The organism is Streptomyces hygroscopicus subsp. hygroscopicus, from assembly GCF_001553455.1.
Classification (GTDB): Bacteria; Actinomycetota; Actinomycetes; order Streptomycetales; family Streptomycetaceae; genus Streptomyces; species Streptomyces hygroscopicus.
Window position 1 is genome coordinate 1 of record NZ_BBOX01000441.1, and the last position, 16,498, is coordinate 16,498.

The 16,498-nt window shown below is 74.1% G+C and carries 13 protein-coding genes; 8 read left to right on the forward strand and 5 right to left on the reverse strand.

Annotation, left to right across the window (positions count from 1 at the left end):
- From sucB to AXW62_RS35190, 4 genes are all read left to right on the forward strand, one after another.
- Positions 1-1,006 (forward strand): 2-oxoglutarate dehydrogenase, E2 component, dihydrolipoamide succinyltransferase (sucB, locus tag AXW62_RS35175; protein ID WP_063817725.1); only part of this gene is annotated, 1,006 nt, incomplete at its 5' end.
- Positions 1,007-1,134: 128 nt separating this feature from the next.
- On the forward strand, positions 1,135-1,758 hold the full coding sequence (locus tag AXW62_RS35180) for a GntR family transcriptional regulator (RefSeq protein WP_030838763.1): 624 nt from the start codon (positions 1,135-1,137) through the stop codon (positions 1,756-1,758).
- A gap of 91 nt (positions 1,759-1,849) precedes the next feature.
- Positions 1,850-4,528 carry a pyruvate dehydrogenase (acetyl-transferring), homodimeric type gene (aceE, locus tag AXW62_RS35185; protein ID WP_060948008.1) on the forward strand — a complete coding sequence of 893 codons (2,679 nt, stop codon included), beginning with the start codon at positions 1,850-1,852 and terminating at the stop codon, positions 4,526-4,528.
- A gap of 149 nt (positions 4,529-4,677) precedes the next feature.
- A complete protein-coding gene (locus tag AXW62_RS35190) occupies positions 4,678-5,643 on the forward strand; it encodes a helix-turn-helix transcriptional regulator (protein ID WP_060948009.1) in 966 nt (321 codons plus the stop codon).
- A 284-nt stretch (positions 5,644-5,927) separates the two neighbouring features.
- Here the strand turns inward: AXW62_RS35190 and AXW62_RS35195 are convergent, their stop codons facing one another.
- Positions 5,928-6,860, reverse strand: a complete 933-nt coding sequence (locus tag AXW62_RS35195) for an SDR family oxidoreductase (protein ID WP_174556464.1) — start codon at positions 6,858-6,860, stop codon at positions 5,928-5,930.
- A gap of 161 nt (positions 6,861-7,021) precedes the next feature.
- Between AXW62_RS35195 and AXW62_RS35200 the strand changes: the two genes are divergently transcribed.
- Positions 7,022-7,543: a DUF4240 domain-containing protein gene (locus AXW62_RS35200; protein WP_079106128.1), complete on the forward strand. Its 522-nt coding sequence runs from the start codon at positions 7,022-7,024 to the stop codon at positions 7,541-7,543.
- A gap of 166 nt (positions 7,544-7,709) precedes the next feature.
- Here the strand turns inward: AXW62_RS35200 and AXW62_RS35205 are convergent, their stop codons facing one another.
- Positions 7,710-8,285: a GNAT family N-acetyltransferase gene (locus tag AXW62_RS35205; protein WP_079115942.1), complete on the reverse strand. Its 576-nt coding sequence runs from the start codon at positions 8,283-8,285 to the stop codon at positions 7,710-7,712.
- Positions 8,286-8,456: 171 nt separating this feature from the next.
- Between AXW62_RS35205 and AXW62_RS35210 the strand changes: the two genes are divergently transcribed.
- Positions 8,457-9,347, forward strand: coding sequence for a TIGR01777 family oxidoreductase (locus AXW62_RS35210; RefSeq protein ID WP_060948012.1), 891 nt, complete (start codon positions 8,457-8,459; stop codon positions 9,345-9,347).
- 345 nt (positions 9,348-9,692) lie between these two features.
- Complete coding sequence (locus tag AXW62_RS35215; RefSeq protein WP_060948013.1) at positions 9,693-11,036, forward strand: NAD(P)/FAD-dependent oxidoreductase; 1,344 nt, start codon at positions 9,693-9,695, stop codon at positions 11,034-11,036.
- Between the two features lie 153 nt (positions 11,037-11,189).
- Here AXW62_RS35215 and AXW62_RS35220 read toward each other — a convergent pair whose 3' ends face one another.
- Together AXW62_RS35220 and AXW62_RS35225 are read right to left on the reverse strand one after the other, a co-directional pair.
- Positions 11,190-11,990 (reverse strand): IclR family transcriptional regulator, encoded by an 801-nt coding sequence (locus tag AXW62_RS35220; protein WP_060948014.1) that lies wholly within the window; start codon positions 11,988-11,990, stop codon positions 11,190-11,192.
- A gap of 410 nt (positions 11,991-12,400) precedes the next feature.
- Positions 12,401-13,837 (reverse strand): MFS transporter, encoded by a 1,437-nt coding sequence (locus AXW62_RS35225; protein ID WP_079115943.1) that lies wholly within the window; start codon positions 13,835-13,837, stop codon positions 12,401-12,403.
- A 771-nt stretch (positions 13,838-14,608) separates the two neighbouring features.
- Here AXW62_RS35225 and AXW62_RS35230 point away from each other — a divergent pair.
- Entirely contained in the window at positions 14,609-15,370 is a 762-nt protein-coding gene (locus tag AXW62_RS35230) for an ArsR/SmtB family transcription factor (protein ID WP_060948015.1), read from the forward strand.
- A gap of 152 nt (positions 15,371-15,522) precedes the next feature.
- Here the strand turns inward: AXW62_RS35230 and AXW62_RS35235 are convergent.
- The coding region (locus tag AXW62_RS35235; protein ID WP_502688788.1) for an NsdA family TPR-like regulatory protein at positions 15,523-16,498 on the reverse strand (976 nt) is incomplete at its 5' end.

Genomic DNA, 16,498 nt, shown 5'->3' on the forward strand with positions numbered 1-16,498 from the left:
CGCTCCGGCTCCGGCCGCGGCTGCCCCGGCGGCTCCGGCAGTCCCCTCGATCCCCGCCCCGTCCGCCCCCGAGGCCGAGGGCGCCTACGTCACCCCGCTGGTGCGCAAGCTCGCCGCCGAGAACGGCGTGGACCTGGCCACCGTCAAGGGCACCGGCGTCGGCGGCCGCATCCGCAAGCAGGACGTGGTGGCCGCCGCCGAGGCCGCCAAGGCCGCGGCCCAGGTCCAGGCGCCGGCCCCGGCCGCCGCCGCGCCGAAGGCCGCCCCGCAGGCGGTGTCCCCGCTGCGCGGCCAGACCGTCAAGATGCCGCGGATGCGCAAGGTCATCGGCGACAACATGATGAAGGCCCTGCACGGCCAGGCTCAGCTGACCAGCGTGGTCGAGGTGGACGTCACCAAGATCATGCGGCTGCGCGCCCAGGCCAAGGAGGCGTTCGCACAGCGCGAGGGCGTCAAGCTCTCGCCGATGCCGTTCTTCGTGAAGGCCGCCGTCCAGGCGCTGAAGGCCCACCCGGCCATCAACGCCCGGATCAACGAGGACGACAACACCATCACGTACTTCGACGTGGAGAACGTCGGCATCGCGGTGGACGCCGAGAAGGGCCTGATGACCCCGGTCATCAAGGGCGCGGGCGACCTCAACATCGCCGGTATCGCCAAGAAGACGGCGGAGCTGGCGGGCAAGGTCCGCTCCAGCAAGATCACCCCGGATGAGATGTCCGGCGCCACCTTCACGATCAGCAACACCGGTTCGCGCGGTGCGCTGTTCGACACGATCATCGTGCCGCCGAACCAGGTCGCCATCCTGGGCATCGGCGCGACCGTCAAGCGCCCGGTGGTCATCAACCACCCGGAGCTGGGCGAGACCATCGCGGTGCGCGACATGACGTACGTGGCGCTCTCCTACGACCACCGCCTGGTGGACGGTGCCGACGCGGCCCGCTACCTGACGGCCGTCAAGGAGATCCTGGAGGCCGGGGAGTTCGAGGTGGACCTCGGTCTCTGAGCCCTGGCGAGCACGCCGTCCGAGGCTCTGCCGCGCCCCGCACGGGCTCCCCGTGCGGGGCGCGGTTCTCGTTTCGGCGGTGCCGGGATAATGGCTGCTGTCCACCGCTGGTTACCGAGGAGCGCCCCATGGCCCCGCCCGTCGTCCACTCGCTGCGCGAGCAGATCCGCGAGCACATCGTGGAGGGCATCGTCAGCGGCCGCTGGAAGCCGGGCGAGCGGATCGTGGAACGGAGGATCGCCACGGAGCTGGAGGTCAGCCAGACGCCCGTACGGGAGGCGCTGCGGGAGCTGGAGTCGCTGCGGCTGATCGAGTCGGCCCCCAACAAGGGCGTCCGGGTGCGGAATCTGACCGCGGCCGACCTCGAGGAGATCTATCCGGTACGGGCCGGGCTCGAGCAGATCGCGGCGGAGCTGGCCGCGCCCGCGCTGGCCGAGGACACCTCCGCGCTGGAGCCCGAGGTGCGGGCGCTGTACGAGGCGGACCGGGCGTCCGACGGGGAGGCACAGGTCCGGCACACCGTGGCGTTCCACCGGGAGCTGGTGCGGGCGTCGGGCAACAGCGTACTGCTGCACACCTGGGAGTCGCTGGGCATCGAGATCTGGACCACGCTGTCGATCCGCTGGCTGGGCACCGTCCAGGAGAAGTACGCCGAGGAGCACCAGGCCGTGGTGGACGCCTTCAAGCGGCGGGACCCCAGGGTCGGCGAACTGGTCAAGCGGCATGTCCTCGACTGTGCACCGCGTGCCTAGTTTCGCGGCACGGAATGCCAATTTCGGCCTGCGGAGGACTTTTTTCTTGGCAGCGCTTTGATCGATCATCGATCAGACTTACAGTCAGTCCATGACCGATCTCGCACGCACGCAGCCGAGTGCGCTCGACCAGCTTCCCGACCGTGACCCCGAGGAGACCGCCGAATGGGGCGCCTCCCTGGACGCCGTCGCGCGGGCGGCCGGGTCACACCGCGCCTCGTACCTCATGCGCCGCACCCTGGAGCACGCCGAGAGCGCCGGGCTCGCGCTGCCGCCCCTGCTGGAGACGGACTACGTCAACACCATTCCGACCGCCGCCGAGCCCGCGTTCCCGGGCGACGAGGCCATGGAGCGCCGCATCACCGCCTGGAACCGGTGGAACGCGGCGGCGATGGTCACCCGCGGCAGCCGTGACGGCCTCGGCGGCCACATCGCCACCTTCGCCTCCGCCGCCTGGCTCTACGAGACGGGCTTCCAGCACTTCTTCCGCGGCAAGGAGGCGGCGGGAGGCTCCGGCGACCAGCTCTACATCCAGGGCCACGCCTCCCCCGGCATCTACGCTCGCGCCTTCCTCGACGGCCGGCTGACCGAGGCCCACCTGGACAACTTCCGCCGGGAGGCGGGCGGTGACGGGCTGCCGTCCTATCCGCACCCGCGCCGGCTGCCGTGGCTGTGGGAGTTCCCCACCGTCTCGATGGGCATCGGCCCGATCTCCGCGATCTACCAGGCCCGCTTCAACCGCTACCTGGCGGCGCGCGGCATCAAGGACACCACGGACTCCCACGTCTGGGCGTTCCTGGGCGACGGCGAGATGGACGAGCCGGAGTCGACCGCCGCGCTCGCCCTGGCCGGGCGCGAGGGCCTGGACAACCTCACCTTCGTCATCAACTGCAACCTCCAGCGCCTCGACGGCCCGGTGCGCGCCAACTTCAAGATCGTGCAGGAGCTGGAGGCCCAGTTCCGCGCCGCGGGCTGGAACGTGGTCAAGTCGCTGTGGGGCTCCGCCTGGGACGAGCTGTTCGCGCTGGACACCTCGGGTGCGCTGGTCCGCCGGCTGCGCGAGGTCCCGGACGGCCAGTTCCAGACGTACGCGACCCGCGACGCGGCCTACATCCGCGAGCACTTCTTCGGCGCCGACCCGGAGCTGGCCCGGCTGGCCCAGGGGCTCACCGACGCCAAGCTCACCGAGTGTTTCCACACCTCGCGCGGGGGCCATGAGCCGCGCAAGGTGTACGCCGCCTACCGCGCGGCCGTGGCGCACAAGGGCGCCCCGACCGTGGTGCTCGCCCAGACCGTCAAGGGCTGGACGCTGGGCCCCGGCTTCGAGTCGCGCAACGCCAACCACCAGATGAAGAAGCTGACCGGCAAGGAGTTCCGCGCCATGCGGGACCTCCTCGAACTCCCCATCCCGGACAGCGAGCTGGACGACACCCTCGTCCCCTACGCCCACCCCGGCCCCGACTCCCCCGAGGTCCGCTACCTCCAGGAGCGCCGCGCGGCCCTCGGCGGTCCCGCCCCGGCCCGCAAGGTCCACCCGGTGGCGCTGCCCGAGCCGTCCGCGAAGCCGTTCGAGACGCTCGCCAAGGGCTCCGGCAGCCAGGAGATCGCCACCACCATGGCCTTCGTCCGGCTGGTCAAGGACCTGATGCGGGACAAGGAGACCGGGCGGCGCTGGGTGCCGATCGTGCCGGACGAGGCGCGCACCTTCGGCATGGAATCGCTCTTCCCGACCGCCGGGATCTACTCCCCGCTCGGCCAGACCTACGACCCGGTCGACCGCGATCAGCTCCTGTACTACAAGGAGGCCGCGAACGGTCAGATCCTCAACGAGGGGATCACCGAGGCCGGTTCGATGGCCGACTTCACCGCCGCCGCGACGTCGTACGCGACCCACGGCGAGCCGATGATCCCCTTCTACATCTTCTACTCGATGTTCGGCTGGCAGCGCACCGCCGACCAGATGTGGGCGCTCGCCGACCAGCTCGGCCGCGGCTTCCTCATCGGCGCCACCGCCGGCCGTACCACGATGACCGGCGAGGGCCTGCAGCACGCCGACGGCCACTCCCCGCTGATCGCCTCCACCAACCCGGCGGCGATCGCCTACGACCCGGCCTTCGCCTACGAGATCGGGGTGATCGTCCGGGACGGTCTGCGGCGGATGTACGGCCCCGAGGCCGAGGACGTCTTCTACTACCTGACGGTCTACAACGAGACCAAGGTCCAGCCGCCGATGCCCGCGGGCGACGGCGTCGAGGAGGGCATCCTCAAGGGCCTGTACCGCTACCAGGAGGCCACGGCCCCGGCCGGGGACTCCCCCCGTATCCAGCTCCTCGCCTCCGGCACCGCCATCCACTGGGCGCTGGAGGCCCAGAAGATCCTCGCCGATGACTGGGGCGTGGCCGCCGACGTGTGGTCCGCCACCTCCTGGAGCGAGCTGCGCCGTGACGCCCTGTCCTGTGACGCGGCGCAGCTCAACGGCGAAGACCGGGTCCCGTACGTCACCCGTGCCCTGGCAGGCGCACCGGGCCCGGTCCTCGCCGTCAGCGACTGGATGCGTGCCGTCCCCGACCAGATCAGCCAGTGGGTCGAGCAGGACTGGTACTCGCTGGGCACGGACGGCTTCGGCCTCTCCGACACCCGCGAGGCCGCCCGCCGCCACTTCGGCGTGGACGCCCCGGCCATCGTGGTGGCCGCGCTGTCCCGGCTGGCCCGTCAGGGCGCGGTACGGGCCACGGCGCCCAAGGAGGCCGCGAAGCGGTACGGCATCTGAGGCGGTCCGGTCGGCGGGGCGTGGCCCCGCCGCCGGGGCCTGGGCGGTTGCCGGGGGCCTCGCCCAGTCGGCGGGGCCTGGCCCAGCTGCCGGGGGCCGGAGCCCGGCACGGTCCGCGGCTCGCGCGGCGGGCACGGCATCATGGGGCCGTGCGTGCTGCCCGGCTCATCAAGATGGTGCTTCTGCTCCAGGCCCGGCCCTCGATCACGGGGGCCGAGCTGGCGCGGGAGCTGGAGGTCTCCGAACGCACCGTGACCCGGGACGCCGCCGCGCTCTCCGAGGCGGGCATCCCGGTCTACGCGGACCGGGGCCGGGCCGGGGGTTACCGGCTCATCGGCGGCTACCGCACCCGGCTGACCGGCCTCGGACGGGCCGAGGCCGAGGCGCTGTTCCTGTCCGGCGTCCCCTCCGCGCTGCGCGAGATGGGGCTCGCGGACGCCGCCTCCGCCGCCCGGCTGAAGGTCTCCGCCGCGCTGCTCCCGGAGCTGCGGGACGCGTCGCACACCGTGGCCCAGCGGTTCCACCTCGACGCCCCGGGCTGGTGGCGGGAGCCGGAGACGCCCGAGCTGCTGCCGAGGATCGCCGACGCGGTCTGGGACGACCTGCGGATCACCGTCCGCTACCGGCGCCGGGATACGGAGGTCCGGCGGGAGCTCGAACCGTACGGGCTCGTGCTCAAGGCGGGCGTCTGGTATCTCGCGGCCCGCGCGGAGGGCGACTTCCGGGTGTACCGGGTGGACCGCTTCGCCGCCGTCGAGCCGGTCGGCACCCGCTTCGGCCGGGTCGAGGAGTTCGATCTGCCCTCCTTCTGGGAGGAACGGGCCGATCAGTTCGCCCGCTCGATCCTGCGGGAGAAGGCCGTCGTACGGCTGACCCCGGCCGGTGTCCGGGGGCTGCCGCACGTCACGGACCAGGCGGTGGCCGACGAGGCCGTCCGCGAGGCCGGGGAGCCCGATGGGCAGGGGCGGCTCACCATCACCCTGCCCGTCGAGTCGTACGAGGTCGCCCTCGCCCAACTGCTCGGCCTCGGCCCGGAGGCGGAGGTGCTGGGGCCACCGGAGCTGCGTGCGCTCTTCGCCGAGGCGGCACGCCGCACGGCGGAGCTCTACCGGTGACGTCGGCTGACGTCGGCTGATCAGGGCTGGCTGCGGCTGACTACGGCTTCCGGTGACCGCACGACCCACCCAGCGACCGCGCTCTGCCCGGGACCGCACGGCTCACCCGGTGACGGCACCGAGCCACCGGCGAACCGCACGTTCTCCCGAGACCGCATGGTCCACCCGGCCACCCCACCGCCCCTCCGCCCCACCGGCGAACCGGCGAACCGGCGAACCGTACGACCCACCAAGGCCGCACGACTCCACCCGGCCACCCCACCGCCCCACCGGTGGCCGATGCTCTATCGGTAGTCGTCGGCCGTGGCCTTCTTGTCGCCGAAGACGACGTCCCGGAAGTAGCTGGAGACATCCGGCCGGGAGCCGTCCAGATCGGTGAAGCCGTAGACCTTGGCCAGGTCCCCGCTGAAGACGGACTTCCCGTTCCACCGCGCCCTCTCCGGGTCGGCGGCGAGCGCGGCGACCGCCCGCCCGACGAAGCGCGGCGACTCGGCGATGGCGAAGTGCGGCTCCTTCTCCACCGCGTCCCGCCAGTTGGCCTCGGTGACCCCGAAGTGGTCCAGCATCTGCTCGGAGCGGAGGAACCCCGGCGAGACGCTCACCGCCGTGCCACCGAACTCCTTCAGCTCCTCCCCGAGCCCGAAGGCCGCCCGGATCGGGGCGTTCTTGGCGAGGTCGTAGAAGAGGTTCAGGCGGTAGGTCCGGTTGAACTCCGCGGTGCCGTCGGTCACCTCGACCACCAGCCCGCCCGGGTGCCGGATCAGCAGCGGCAGCGCGTAGTAGCTGGTGATGAGGTGGGTCTCGACGCCGAGGCGGAGCATCCGCAGCCCGCCCGTCAGGTTCGTCTCCCAGGTCTTGGTGTCGAACTCGATCAGGGCCTCGCCGCCCCATACGTCGTTGACCAGGATGTCCAGTCGGCCCCGCTCACGGTCGATCCGCTCCACCAGCGCCCGGACCTGCTCGGGCTCCAGATGGTCGGTCGGGACCGCGATGCCGGTGCCGCCAGCGGCCGTCACCAGTTCCGCCGTCTCCTCGATGGTCTCTGTGGCCCGCCCCACCTCACTGATCCGCTCCCGGGTGGTGCGCCCCGTCGCGTAGACGGTGGCCCCGGCCGCCCCCAGCTCGACGGCCATCGCCCGGCCCGCGCCACGCGTCGCCCCCGCGACGAGCGCGACCTTGCCCGCCAGTGCTCCCTGTGTGCTCACGTCTGTGCTCATGCCTGTGCGCACGTCCTGCGTCCTCTCGGTGTGGATGCCGTGTGGGTGACGTGGCCGACCCTCGCAGGGAAACCCGACATCAGCTGTCCGGTATCACGAGAGGCCGCGTCCGCCCCGCTCCGCGTGCGGGGGTGCGCCGGAGGGCCGATGCTGGTCCCGTGATGATGGACGAGACGGAGTTCTGGGGGCTGGTCGACAGCGCTCGGGAGGCCGCGGAGGGCGATCCCGAGGACCAGTCCGACCTGCTCGTCGAGCAGCTGTCACAGCTCGACCCCGACGCGGTGCTGGATTTCGCCCGGCACTTCGAGGCCCGTTCCCGCCGGGCGTACCGCTGGGATGTGTGGGGCGCCGCATGGGTGCTGCTCGGCGGGGTCGACGATGACGCCTTCGAGGCGTTCCGCTACTGGCTGATCGGCCAGGGCCGGGAGGTCTTCGAGGGCGCGCTGCACGATCCGGACGCGCTCGCCGAACTGCTCGAGGACTTCGACGATCAGGTGGACGGCGACTGCGAGGACCTGGGGTTCGCGGCGGACGAGGCGTACGAGCGGCTGACCGGGGCGCCGCTGCCGGAGCTGGGGATCTCCCCCGCGCCCAGGGAACCGCTCGGGGAGCCCGTCGACCTCGAGAGCGAGGCGGTGCTGTCGGAGCGGTATCCCCGGCTGTGGGAGCGCTTCAGGGACTGACGCGCACGGGGGCCGCAGGGGTGCGATGCCTCGGCGGTAAGGATGCCGCGGTAGTGCGACGCCACTGCGGTAAGGATGCCGCCGGTTGTCCGACGCCTCGGCGGTGGGGATGCGGCGGTGGTACGGACGCCTCAGCGGTACCGACACCTCGGTGATGGGGACCGCATCAGTGGTCCAGGGCCCGCCCCATCAGAACGTCGTCCACGTACTTCCCCTCCAGCAGGAACTCCCCCGGCAGCACGCCTTCCACCGTGAACCCCTCCGACGCGTACAGCCGCCGGGCCGGGGTGTTGTGACCCAGCACCCGCAGCGTGAGGCGGGTCGCGCGCAGCCGCCGGGCCTCCTGGCACGCGGCACCGAGCAGCGCCCGCGCCACGCCCTTCCCCCGCGCGTGCTCGTCCACCGCGAGTCCCTGGATCTGGCGGACATGCGCGTTGCAGACCAGCGGGGTCGGCGGAACGAGACGGATGAAGCCGACGGGGCGCCCGGCGAGCTCGGCCACCAGGATGTGCTCCACGCGGTTGCGCTGGGTGAAGAAGGGGTCGTACGGCGGCCGCGGCTCCGGCTGTACGGAGTGCAGGGGCGACCAGGTGCGGCGGTCAAGCTCGGCCAGCGCCGTCTCGTCGTCGAGCACGGCGGGGCGGATGAGCAACTCGGACGGCTGGAACGGGCCGGAGGCCGGGAACGGGCCAGAGGCCGAGGACGAGCCGGAGGGCTGGGACGGGCCAGAGGGCTGGGACATGCGAGCCACTGTGCCACGCCCGCCCGTTACCCGGCATCGCCGCCCGTTACCCGGCATCGCCGCCCGTTACCCGGTATCGCCCCGCGACCGTCCGGCACCGCCTCACCGAACCGCCCGACATCGCTTCCCCGGCTCCGACATCCCTCCCGTGATCGAGGGCAGGATGGTGCCATGCGTATCGCGGTCACCGGCTCCTCCGGGCTCATCGGCACGGCTCTCGTCCGCTCGCTGCGAGAGGACGGCCACCAGGTGGTGCGGCTGGTGCGGCGCCCACCGCGTGCGGAGGACGAGGTGGAGTGGGACCCGCAGCGGCAGTGGGTGGACACGGCGGGGCTGACGGGCTGTGAGGCCGTGGTCCACCTCGCGGGCGCGGGCGTCGGTGACCGCCGTTGGAGCGACGCGTACAAGAAGGAGATCCGGGACAGCCGGGTGCTGGGCACCGCCGCCATCGCCGAGGCGATCGCCTCGCTGGACGCCCCGCCACGGGTGCTGGTGAGCGGGAGCGCGGTCGGGTTCTACGGTGACACCGGGGAGCGCGCGGTCGATGAGGGTGCGCCCCCCGGCCACGGTTTTCTTCCGGATCTCTGCCAGGAGTGGGAGGAGGCGGCAGCCGCCGCGCAGGAGGCGGGCGTCCGTACGGTCTTCGCCCGGACCGGGCTGGTGATCTCCGCCGGGGGCGGAGCGTGGGGACGGCTCTTCCCGCTGTTCAAGCTGGGGCTCGGCGGGCGGATGGGCAGTGGCCGCCAGTACTGGAGCTTCATCGCGCTGCGGGACCACGTCGCCGCGCTGCGCCATGTCCTCGATACCCCCGAGCTCACCGGCCCGGTCAACTTCACCGCGCCGAATCCGGTCACCAACCGCGAAATCACCGCGGCCATGGGCCGTGTGCTGCGCCGCCCCACCCTCTTCACGGTGCCCGCCCCCGCCCTCCGGATCGCCCTGGGCGAGATGTCCGGCGATGTCCTCGGCAGTGTCCGGGCCGTCCCCCGCCGCCTCCTGGACTCCGGGTTCTCCTTCACGTGTCCGCACGTGGACGAGGCCATCAAGGCGGCGCTGACGTAGGAGTCGGTGCCCCTGGACACGCTCCGGACACGCCCCGAACAGGCCCCGGACACGTCCCGAATATGCCCCGGACAGGCCCTGGACACGCCCCGGACAGGCCCCGGACAGGCTTCGAATACGCCCCGGACACGTCGCCGCACGCATCCCGAGCCCCGGTTGCGCATCGCCCGGCGGCGGTGTGCGACCGGTGTGCGCCCGTGCCCGGTCGATGCGCGTCTGGCATCGACCGTTTTTGTCCTTACTGTCGAGACCGTCCCGCCGAGCCGTCCGGCGGGTTCCACGCATCCGGGCCGCCGGTCGGGGCAGCAGCCCCCGTGACGGACGCACCGACCTCGGGGAGGACACGTGCTCAAGCGCGCGCACCGCACGGACGTCGTCATCGTGGGCGCCGGGCTCGCGGGACTGGCCGCGGCTCACCGGCTGGCCGGCGCGGGAGTGGCGGTCACGGTTCTGGAGGCCGCGCCCCGCGTGGGCGGACGGATGACGACCGACACCGTCGACGGCTTCCGGCTGGACCGCACCGGCCATTTGCTGAACACCTCGTTCCCGGAGTTGCGGCGCACTCCGGGGCTCGGCGCCCTCGCCCTGCGCCCCTTCGCCCAAGGCGTGCTGGTCCACAGCGAGGGCCGTACACAGCGGGTCGACACCCCCCGGAGCATGAGGGGCGCATTCACCACGGCACGCGCCCTCGCAAACGCCGCCCGCGCGCCTCTCGGCAGCGGGCTCGACCAGGCCCGACTCGGTGCCGCGCTCGGCAGGCTCGCCGCCCTGCCCGCGGACCGCCTGCTCGCCCGCCCCGACCGGCCGGTCTCCGAGACCCTGGGGGGGCGGGGCCTACCTGCTCGTACGGTCGAGGGGGTGCTGCGTCCGCTGCTCATCTCGCTGCTGAGCGACCCGGACCTGACCACCTCCAGCCGCTGCGCCGACCTCGCGCTGCGCGGCTACGCACGCGGCCGCCTCTGCCTCCCGGCGGGCGGCGCGTCCACCGTCCCCGAACTGCTGGCGGCCGCGCTGCCGCCGGGGACGGTCCGTACGGGCGTCCGGGCCGTATCGGCCTCCACCACCTCCGTGGCCACCGCCGAGCACGGCGAGTTCGGCTGCCGTGCGGTGCTGGTGGCCACCGGGGCGCATGACGCGGCCGGGCTGCTGCCCGGCCTGCGGGTACCGGCCTTCCACCCGATCACCGTGGTGCACCACACCGCCGACCACCCGCCGCTGCGCGAGCCCGCGCTGATCCTCACCGCGGGCGGCGGCGGCCCGGTCGCGCACACCATGGTGGCCAGCGAGGTCGATCCCTCGCGCACCCCGCCGGGACGGGTGCTGATCACCTCCACGGTGCTGGGTCCGCCCGCCGCGCTGCCGACCGCCGAGCTGGACCGGTCCGTCAGGGCCCAACTGGCGGCGGTCTACGGGACGTCCACGGACGGCTGGGAGCTGCTGAGCGCGCATCACGACCCGTACGCGGTCCCGGCCATGCCCGCACCGCACGACCCGCGGCGCCCGGTGCGGCTGCTGTCGGGGCTGTACGTCTGCGGCGACCACCGGGACTCCAGTACCGTCCAGGGCGCCCTGGCCTCCGGCCGGCGGGCCGCCCGCGCGGTGCTCAGCGACTTCGGCGCGCCTCCGGGCTCCGGGGCCAGTGCGGGTTCCGGCACCGGCCCCGGATCACTGCCCGCCGCGGCGGCCTGACCGGGCGCCAGCCCGGCGGTGCCCCGGCGGTGCCCCGGCGGTGCTCCGACAGGGTCCCCACGGTGCCCCGGTGCGGTGCCCCCGCGTCACCCCAGGCGCCGTCCCTGCGCCACCCCAGCGGCACCCGGGCACGACCCCAGCAGCGCTCCGGCATCACTTTCGCGGTGCCCGGCCGGTGCCCCGGGGCGGCGTGGTGAGCCGGCTCTCCAGCAGCCGGGCCGCCTGCCGCAGCGCATCGAGCCGGTCCTCCGGACCGTCTGGGAAGTGCTCTTCGGGACCGCCGAGGCTCAGACTCCCGTACGGTTCACGGCCCAGGAAGAACGGTACGGCCACGGTCGCGACCCCCGTGTCGTACTCACCGACCGTCCATGCGTACCCCCGCGCCCGCACCTGGTGGAACTCCTGCTCCAACCGGTCGGGATCGGTCACGGTGCGCTCGGTGAAGCGGGCCATCGGGCGCCCCCGGAAGAGCAGATGGCGCCGCTCGTCGGGGAGGAAGGCGAAGTACGACTTGGAAGTGGCGCCCGCGTGGGCCGGGTACAACTCCCCGACCAGGGGGTAGTAGCGCAGCGGCCCCGCCCGGCCCTCCGCGGCCGCGACGCAGCGCATGTGGAAGTTGTCCGGCACGCACAGCAGCACGTGGTCCCCGGTGCGGCGGCACAGCTCGTCCAGCACCGGCCGGGCCAGCAGCTCCAGGGTCCCCGAGCGGTCCCACAGCCGCCCGAGGCGCATCGCCGCGGGGCCGATGCGGTAACGGCGGGTGGCGGGGTCGGAGACGAGGAAGCCCCGTCCGGCCAGGGTCGCCAGCAGCCGCTGGGCGACCGAGGTGTCCCAGCCGAACTCCTCGGCGATCTCGGTCACGCCCCAGTCGGACCGGTTCCGTTCGAAGGCGAGCAGCACCAGGAGCGCACGGTCCACCGTCCGCAGCAGCCCCGGCGGCGTGCGGCGGTCCACGTCCTGCCCGTGGGAGCTGTCCGGGCCATGGGCCCGGTCCGGAACGTGGGACCCGTCCGGAACCTGGGACCGGTCCGGAACGTGGGGCCTGTCCTGCCCACGGACCCCGTCCCGCCCGCGAAGCCCGCCCGGCCCACGGGACCCGTCCTGCCCGTAGGACCCGTCCGGGCCGCGAGACCCGTCCCGCTCATGGGACCCGTCCCGCCCATGGGCCCCGTCCAACACACGGACCCCGTCCAACACACGGGCCCCGTCCGGGACACGGGGGCCATCCGGCGCGTCGTCCCGGCCCCCCTCGGCGGGGCCACCCCTCGCGGCCGTCGACCGTCTCACCATGCAGGCACCTATTGCGGATATCGGGAAACCATTGCGCTGAACGGTACCCCACTACTTCAATCGCCCTGCCCGGCCTACGGCGACGACCGGCCGGGCCGCGCGGTGCCGGCGGCAGGCCCTGACACCGCCGCCAGCACCGCGCCGGTCACGAAGCATCCGGCCGCGATCAGGGCGGACAGCCGCATCCCGGCGTAGAAGGCGGAGGTCGCGGACGCCGCGGCGAGCGTTCCGAACAGCGCCACACCGATGGCGCTGCCCAGCTGCCGCGCCGCGTTGAAGGCTCCCGACGCCGCGCCGCGCACCTCGGGCGGTGCGGCCTCCATCGCCGCGACCGTCGCCGAGGGCATGGTGAACGAGGTGCCGAACCCGGCCAGCAGCAGCGGCACGACCAGCAGCGCGTACGGCGTGTGCGGCCCCACGGCCGCCCAGCCGAGCAGCCCCACGGCCCCCGTCAACAGCCCGGCCACCGCCGGGACATGGGTGCCGACGCGCGCCGCGACCCGCCCGGACAGCGGCGAGGCGACCGCCACCAGCGCGCCCATCGGCAGCAGCGCCAGGCCGGTGGCGAGCGGGTCCCAGCCCCGGTGGCGCTGGAAGTAGAGGGTGGTGAGGAAGAGCAGCCCGTAGAAGCCGAGGTTGAGCAGCACCCCCACGGCCAGGGCGGCCGGGAACCGGAAACCGGTCAGCAGTCGCGGCGGCAGCGCGGGCGCCGCCGCCCGCCGCTCCAGCCACAGGAACAGTGCCCCCGCGAGCGGCGCGGCCGCCAGACAGCCGAGCACCAGCGGATCGGCCCAGCCGCGCCCTCCCGCCTCGTTCAGCCCGGCCGTCAGGGCGGCCACCGCGACGACGCCGGTGAGCTGGGCGGCGAGGTCCAGCGGTGGACGCTCCCCGCGCGGGGGCGCGGCGGACACCCGGCGAACGGTGAGCCAGACGGCGAGCGCGCCCAGCGGGACGTTGACGAGGAACACGGTCCGCCAGCCGACGCCCCACACCAGCACCCCGCCGAGCACCGGACCGGCCGCGGCGGCGACCCCCGCGATCCCGCCCCACACCCCGAACGCCCTCGCCCGCGCGGCCGGTTCCGGGTGCAGCGCGCCGAGCAGCGCGAGTGAGGCGGGCACCATGGTGGCCGCCCCGGCCCCCTGCGCCAGCCGCGCGCCGACCAGCACGGCGGCGGTCGGCGACAGCGCGCATCCGGCGGAGGCCACGGTGAACAGCCCGAGCCCGGTGAGGAACACCCGCCGGTGCCCCAGCCGGTCCCCCAGCCCGCCGCAGAGCAGCAGCAGTCCGGCGAAGACCAGCGTGTACCCGTCCACGATCCACTGCAGCGCCCCCTGCCCGGCCCCCAGCCCCGCACCGATCCGGGGCACGGCCACATTGACGACGGTGACGTCAAGGATGACCAGGAAGTACCCGAGGCAGATGGCGAGCAGCGGCACCTTCCGCACGGCGGACACCGAGGGCGGGGCCGAGGCCCCCCGGGGCCGGGATGGGGAGCGGTACGTCGTCATGCCTCCACCCTCACCCCCAGGCCCTTCGGCGCCTGCCGAAGCGTGGCGCACCTCGGCGCACGGGGGCCGGGCAAGGCGGTGCGGGGCGGACGAGGGCCCCGGGGCCCTGGGCCCTCGGGAGGGCCATGGGTCCACGGGACCCGGGGGAGCCATGGGTCCAGGTCCGGGGCCCGGAGGCCCGGAGGCCCGGGGGCCATAGGTCCGGGGGCCGGACCCAGGGGGGCCCGGGGGCATAGGTCCAGGGGCCGGGGCCCGGGGGCATAGGTCCAGGGGCCGGGCCCGGGGGCCCCGGGATGGGAGCCGAGGCCGGAGCCCGAGGCCGGGGGCCGGGGGCCACAGCGCGCGGCGCTTCGACCCCGGCCCTGCCTACTCGCCCGCACCGGGCCCCCGGAACACGGACCACCCGGGCCCCGGCCCCGCACACCGAAGCACCCGGCCCACGAACCCACAGCCCGAAGCACGCGGCCAGAGGCACCAGCCAAGAAGCCCGGACCCACGGCCCCACGGCCCACCGCCACAACACAACCCACAGCCCACCACCCAAGACCCACAGCCCCACGACCCACCGCCACAGCACAGCCCACAGCCCGCCACCCAAGACCCACGTCGGGTCCACCGATCACCGCCACAGGCCCCACAGCCGCCCACACCGCGTGGCCACGTCGCACAGGGCCGAGCGCACGGGCGCCGGCCACCCGTACCGTCGAAGACGCACGCGGCGCCCGCCATACTTCGCCCGGCGCCCAAGCGACGCCGTCCTACCCTGAACCCATGACCACCACCACGGACGCCCGCGACGCCGACATCGCCCGCGCGGCCGCCGCGATCGCCGATCCGTCCCGCGCCCGCGTCCTGCAGGCGCTGGTGGAGGGCCGCGCCCTGCCGGCGAGCGTGCTGGCCACCGAGGCCGGGGTCAGCGCCTCCACGGTGAGCGGACATCTGGCCAAGCTGCTGGATGCCGGGGTGGTGCGGGTCGAACGGCACGGTCGGCACCGCTACTACCGGCTGAGCGGCCCCGCCGTCGCCGAGGCCATCGAGGCGCTGGCCAGGATCGCCCCGCCGCTGCCGGTCACGTCACTGCGCCAGAGCACCCACGCCCACGCCCTGCGCCGGGCGCGCACCTGCTACGACCACGTCGCGGGCGCCCTCGGTGTGGCCCTGATGGCGGCGCTGCTGGAGCGCGGGATCCTGGAGGGCGGCGACGGCCACTACGACCCCGCCGCGGCGAAGGGTGACCGGCTCTCCTCCCCGGGCAACGACACCACGTACCGGCTGACGGCCCCCGGACGCGCGGAGCTGGCGGCGTTCGGCGTGGACGCGGACGGGCTGCCGGCCCGCCGCCCGCTGATCCGCTACTGCGTGGACTGGACCGAGCAGCGCCACCATCTGGCGGGGGCGCTGGGGGCCGCCGTGACGGACCGGCTGTTCGAGCTGGGGTGGATCCGCCGTGGCACCCGCCGCCGTGTGGTCGACCTGACCGACGCGGGCCGTACCGGCCTGGAGCGCACGTTCGGCGTCGTCCTGAACGCCTGACCGCCGCCCCGAACGCCTGACCCGGCCCGTCGTCCCGAACGCCTGACCCCGCCCCGTCGTCCCGAACGCCCGGCCCCGGCCCCTCGCCCTGAACGCCTGACCGCCGCCCCGTCGTTCTGAACGCCCGGCCCCGGCCGCGTCATCCTGAACGCCTACCCCAGCGCCGCCACCCGTTCCCGATAGCCCCGTACCGGTGCCGCGTCCCGGTACGGTTCCAGGCGGCGCTCGAAGTCCCGTACGTACTCCAGTGCCCGTACCGAGCGCATCTCCGATGCCTCCTGCGCCGCCTCCGCGCCCAGCTGGCACGCCTGCTCCAGCTCGCCGAGGCCCAGTCGTGCCGTCGCCAGCACCACCCGGCAGAACAGCCGGCTGCGCGCGAAGCCCGCGCCGCGCAGCCGCAGGGCACGTTCCGCGTGCTGGGCGGCGGCGCGGTACTGCTGCAGATCGCGGTGGCAGTGGCCGAACTCGTCGGCCAGCTGGGCCTCGTCGAAGAGCCGCGCCCAGTACGGCACCTCGTCCCCCGGCCGGGCCGACTCCAGCGCCCGCTCGGCGCGGGCGAGCGAGGCGGTGCACGCGCGGACCTCGCCCAGGACGCCGTGGCCGCGCGCCTCCACCGCGTGCAGCAGTGCCTGCAGCACCGGCGGGGCGCCGCCGCCCACCCCCTGCTGGGCCACCCGGGCCAGCTGCACGGCCTCCCGGCCATGGCCCAGATAGACGGCCTGGCGGCTCATGGTGACCAGCACGTAGCTGCCGTACGGCCGGTCCCCGGCCGCCTGGGCCAGCCGCAGCGCCTGGACGAAGTAGCGCTGGGCCAGTCCGTGGGCCGCGATGTCGTAGGAGGTCCACCCGGCCAGCCGGGTCAGATCGGCGATCGCGCCGAACAGCCGTCGCCCGGTGGCCTCGTTGTAGGTGCCGCGCAGCATCGGCTCGCCCTCGTGCTCGAGGTAGCGCACCAGGGCCTGCCGGGCGTGCCCGCCGCCGTACGTCTGGTCCAGTGCCCCGAACAGCTCGCCGACCGAGCGCAGCGCGGCGATGTCGCCGGAGGTCACCCGGTAGCCCTGTCCGCGCCGGTCGCGGTCGTGCCGACGCTGGCGGGGCAGCGGGGCGCGGCCCTGGACGGCGGCGGGG

What these genes read in the sequence shown, in the direction of transcription:
- AXW62_RS35180 (WP_030838763.1), top strand. Translation starts at nt 1,135, where the DNA reads ATGGCCCCGCCCGTCGTCCACTCGCTGCGCGAGCAGATCCGCGAGCAC.
- aceE (WP_060948008.1), top strand. Translation starts at nt 1,850, where the DNA reads ATGACCGATCTCGCACGCACGCAGCCGAGTGCGCTCGACCAGCTTCCC.
- AXW62_RS35195 (WP_174556464.1), bottom strand. Translation starts at nt 6,860, where the DNA reads ATGAGCACAGACGTGAGCACACAGGGAGCACTGGCGGGCAAGGTCGCG.
- AXW62_RS35200 (WP_079106128.1), top strand. Translation starts at nt 7,022, where the DNA reads ATGATGGACGAGACGGAGTTCTGGGGGCTGGTCGACAGCGCTCGGGAG.
- AXW62_RS35205 (WP_079115942.1), bottom strand. Translation starts at nt 8,285, where the DNA reads ATGTCCCAGCCCTCTGGCCCGTCCCAGCCCTCCGGCTCGTCCTCGGCC.
- AXW62_RS35210 (WP_060948012.1), top strand. Translation starts at nt 8,457, where the DNA reads ATGCGTATCGCGGTCACCGGCTCCTCCGGGCTCATCGGCACGGCTCTC.
- AXW62_RS35225 (WP_079115943.1), bottom strand. Translation starts at nt 13,837, where the DNA reads ATGACGACGTACCGCTCCCCATCCCGGCCCCGGGGGGCCTCGGCCCCG.
- AXW62_RS35230 (WP_060948015.1), top strand. Translation starts at nt 14,609, where the DNA reads ATGACCACCACCACGGACGCCCGCGACGCCGACATCGCCCGCGCGGCC.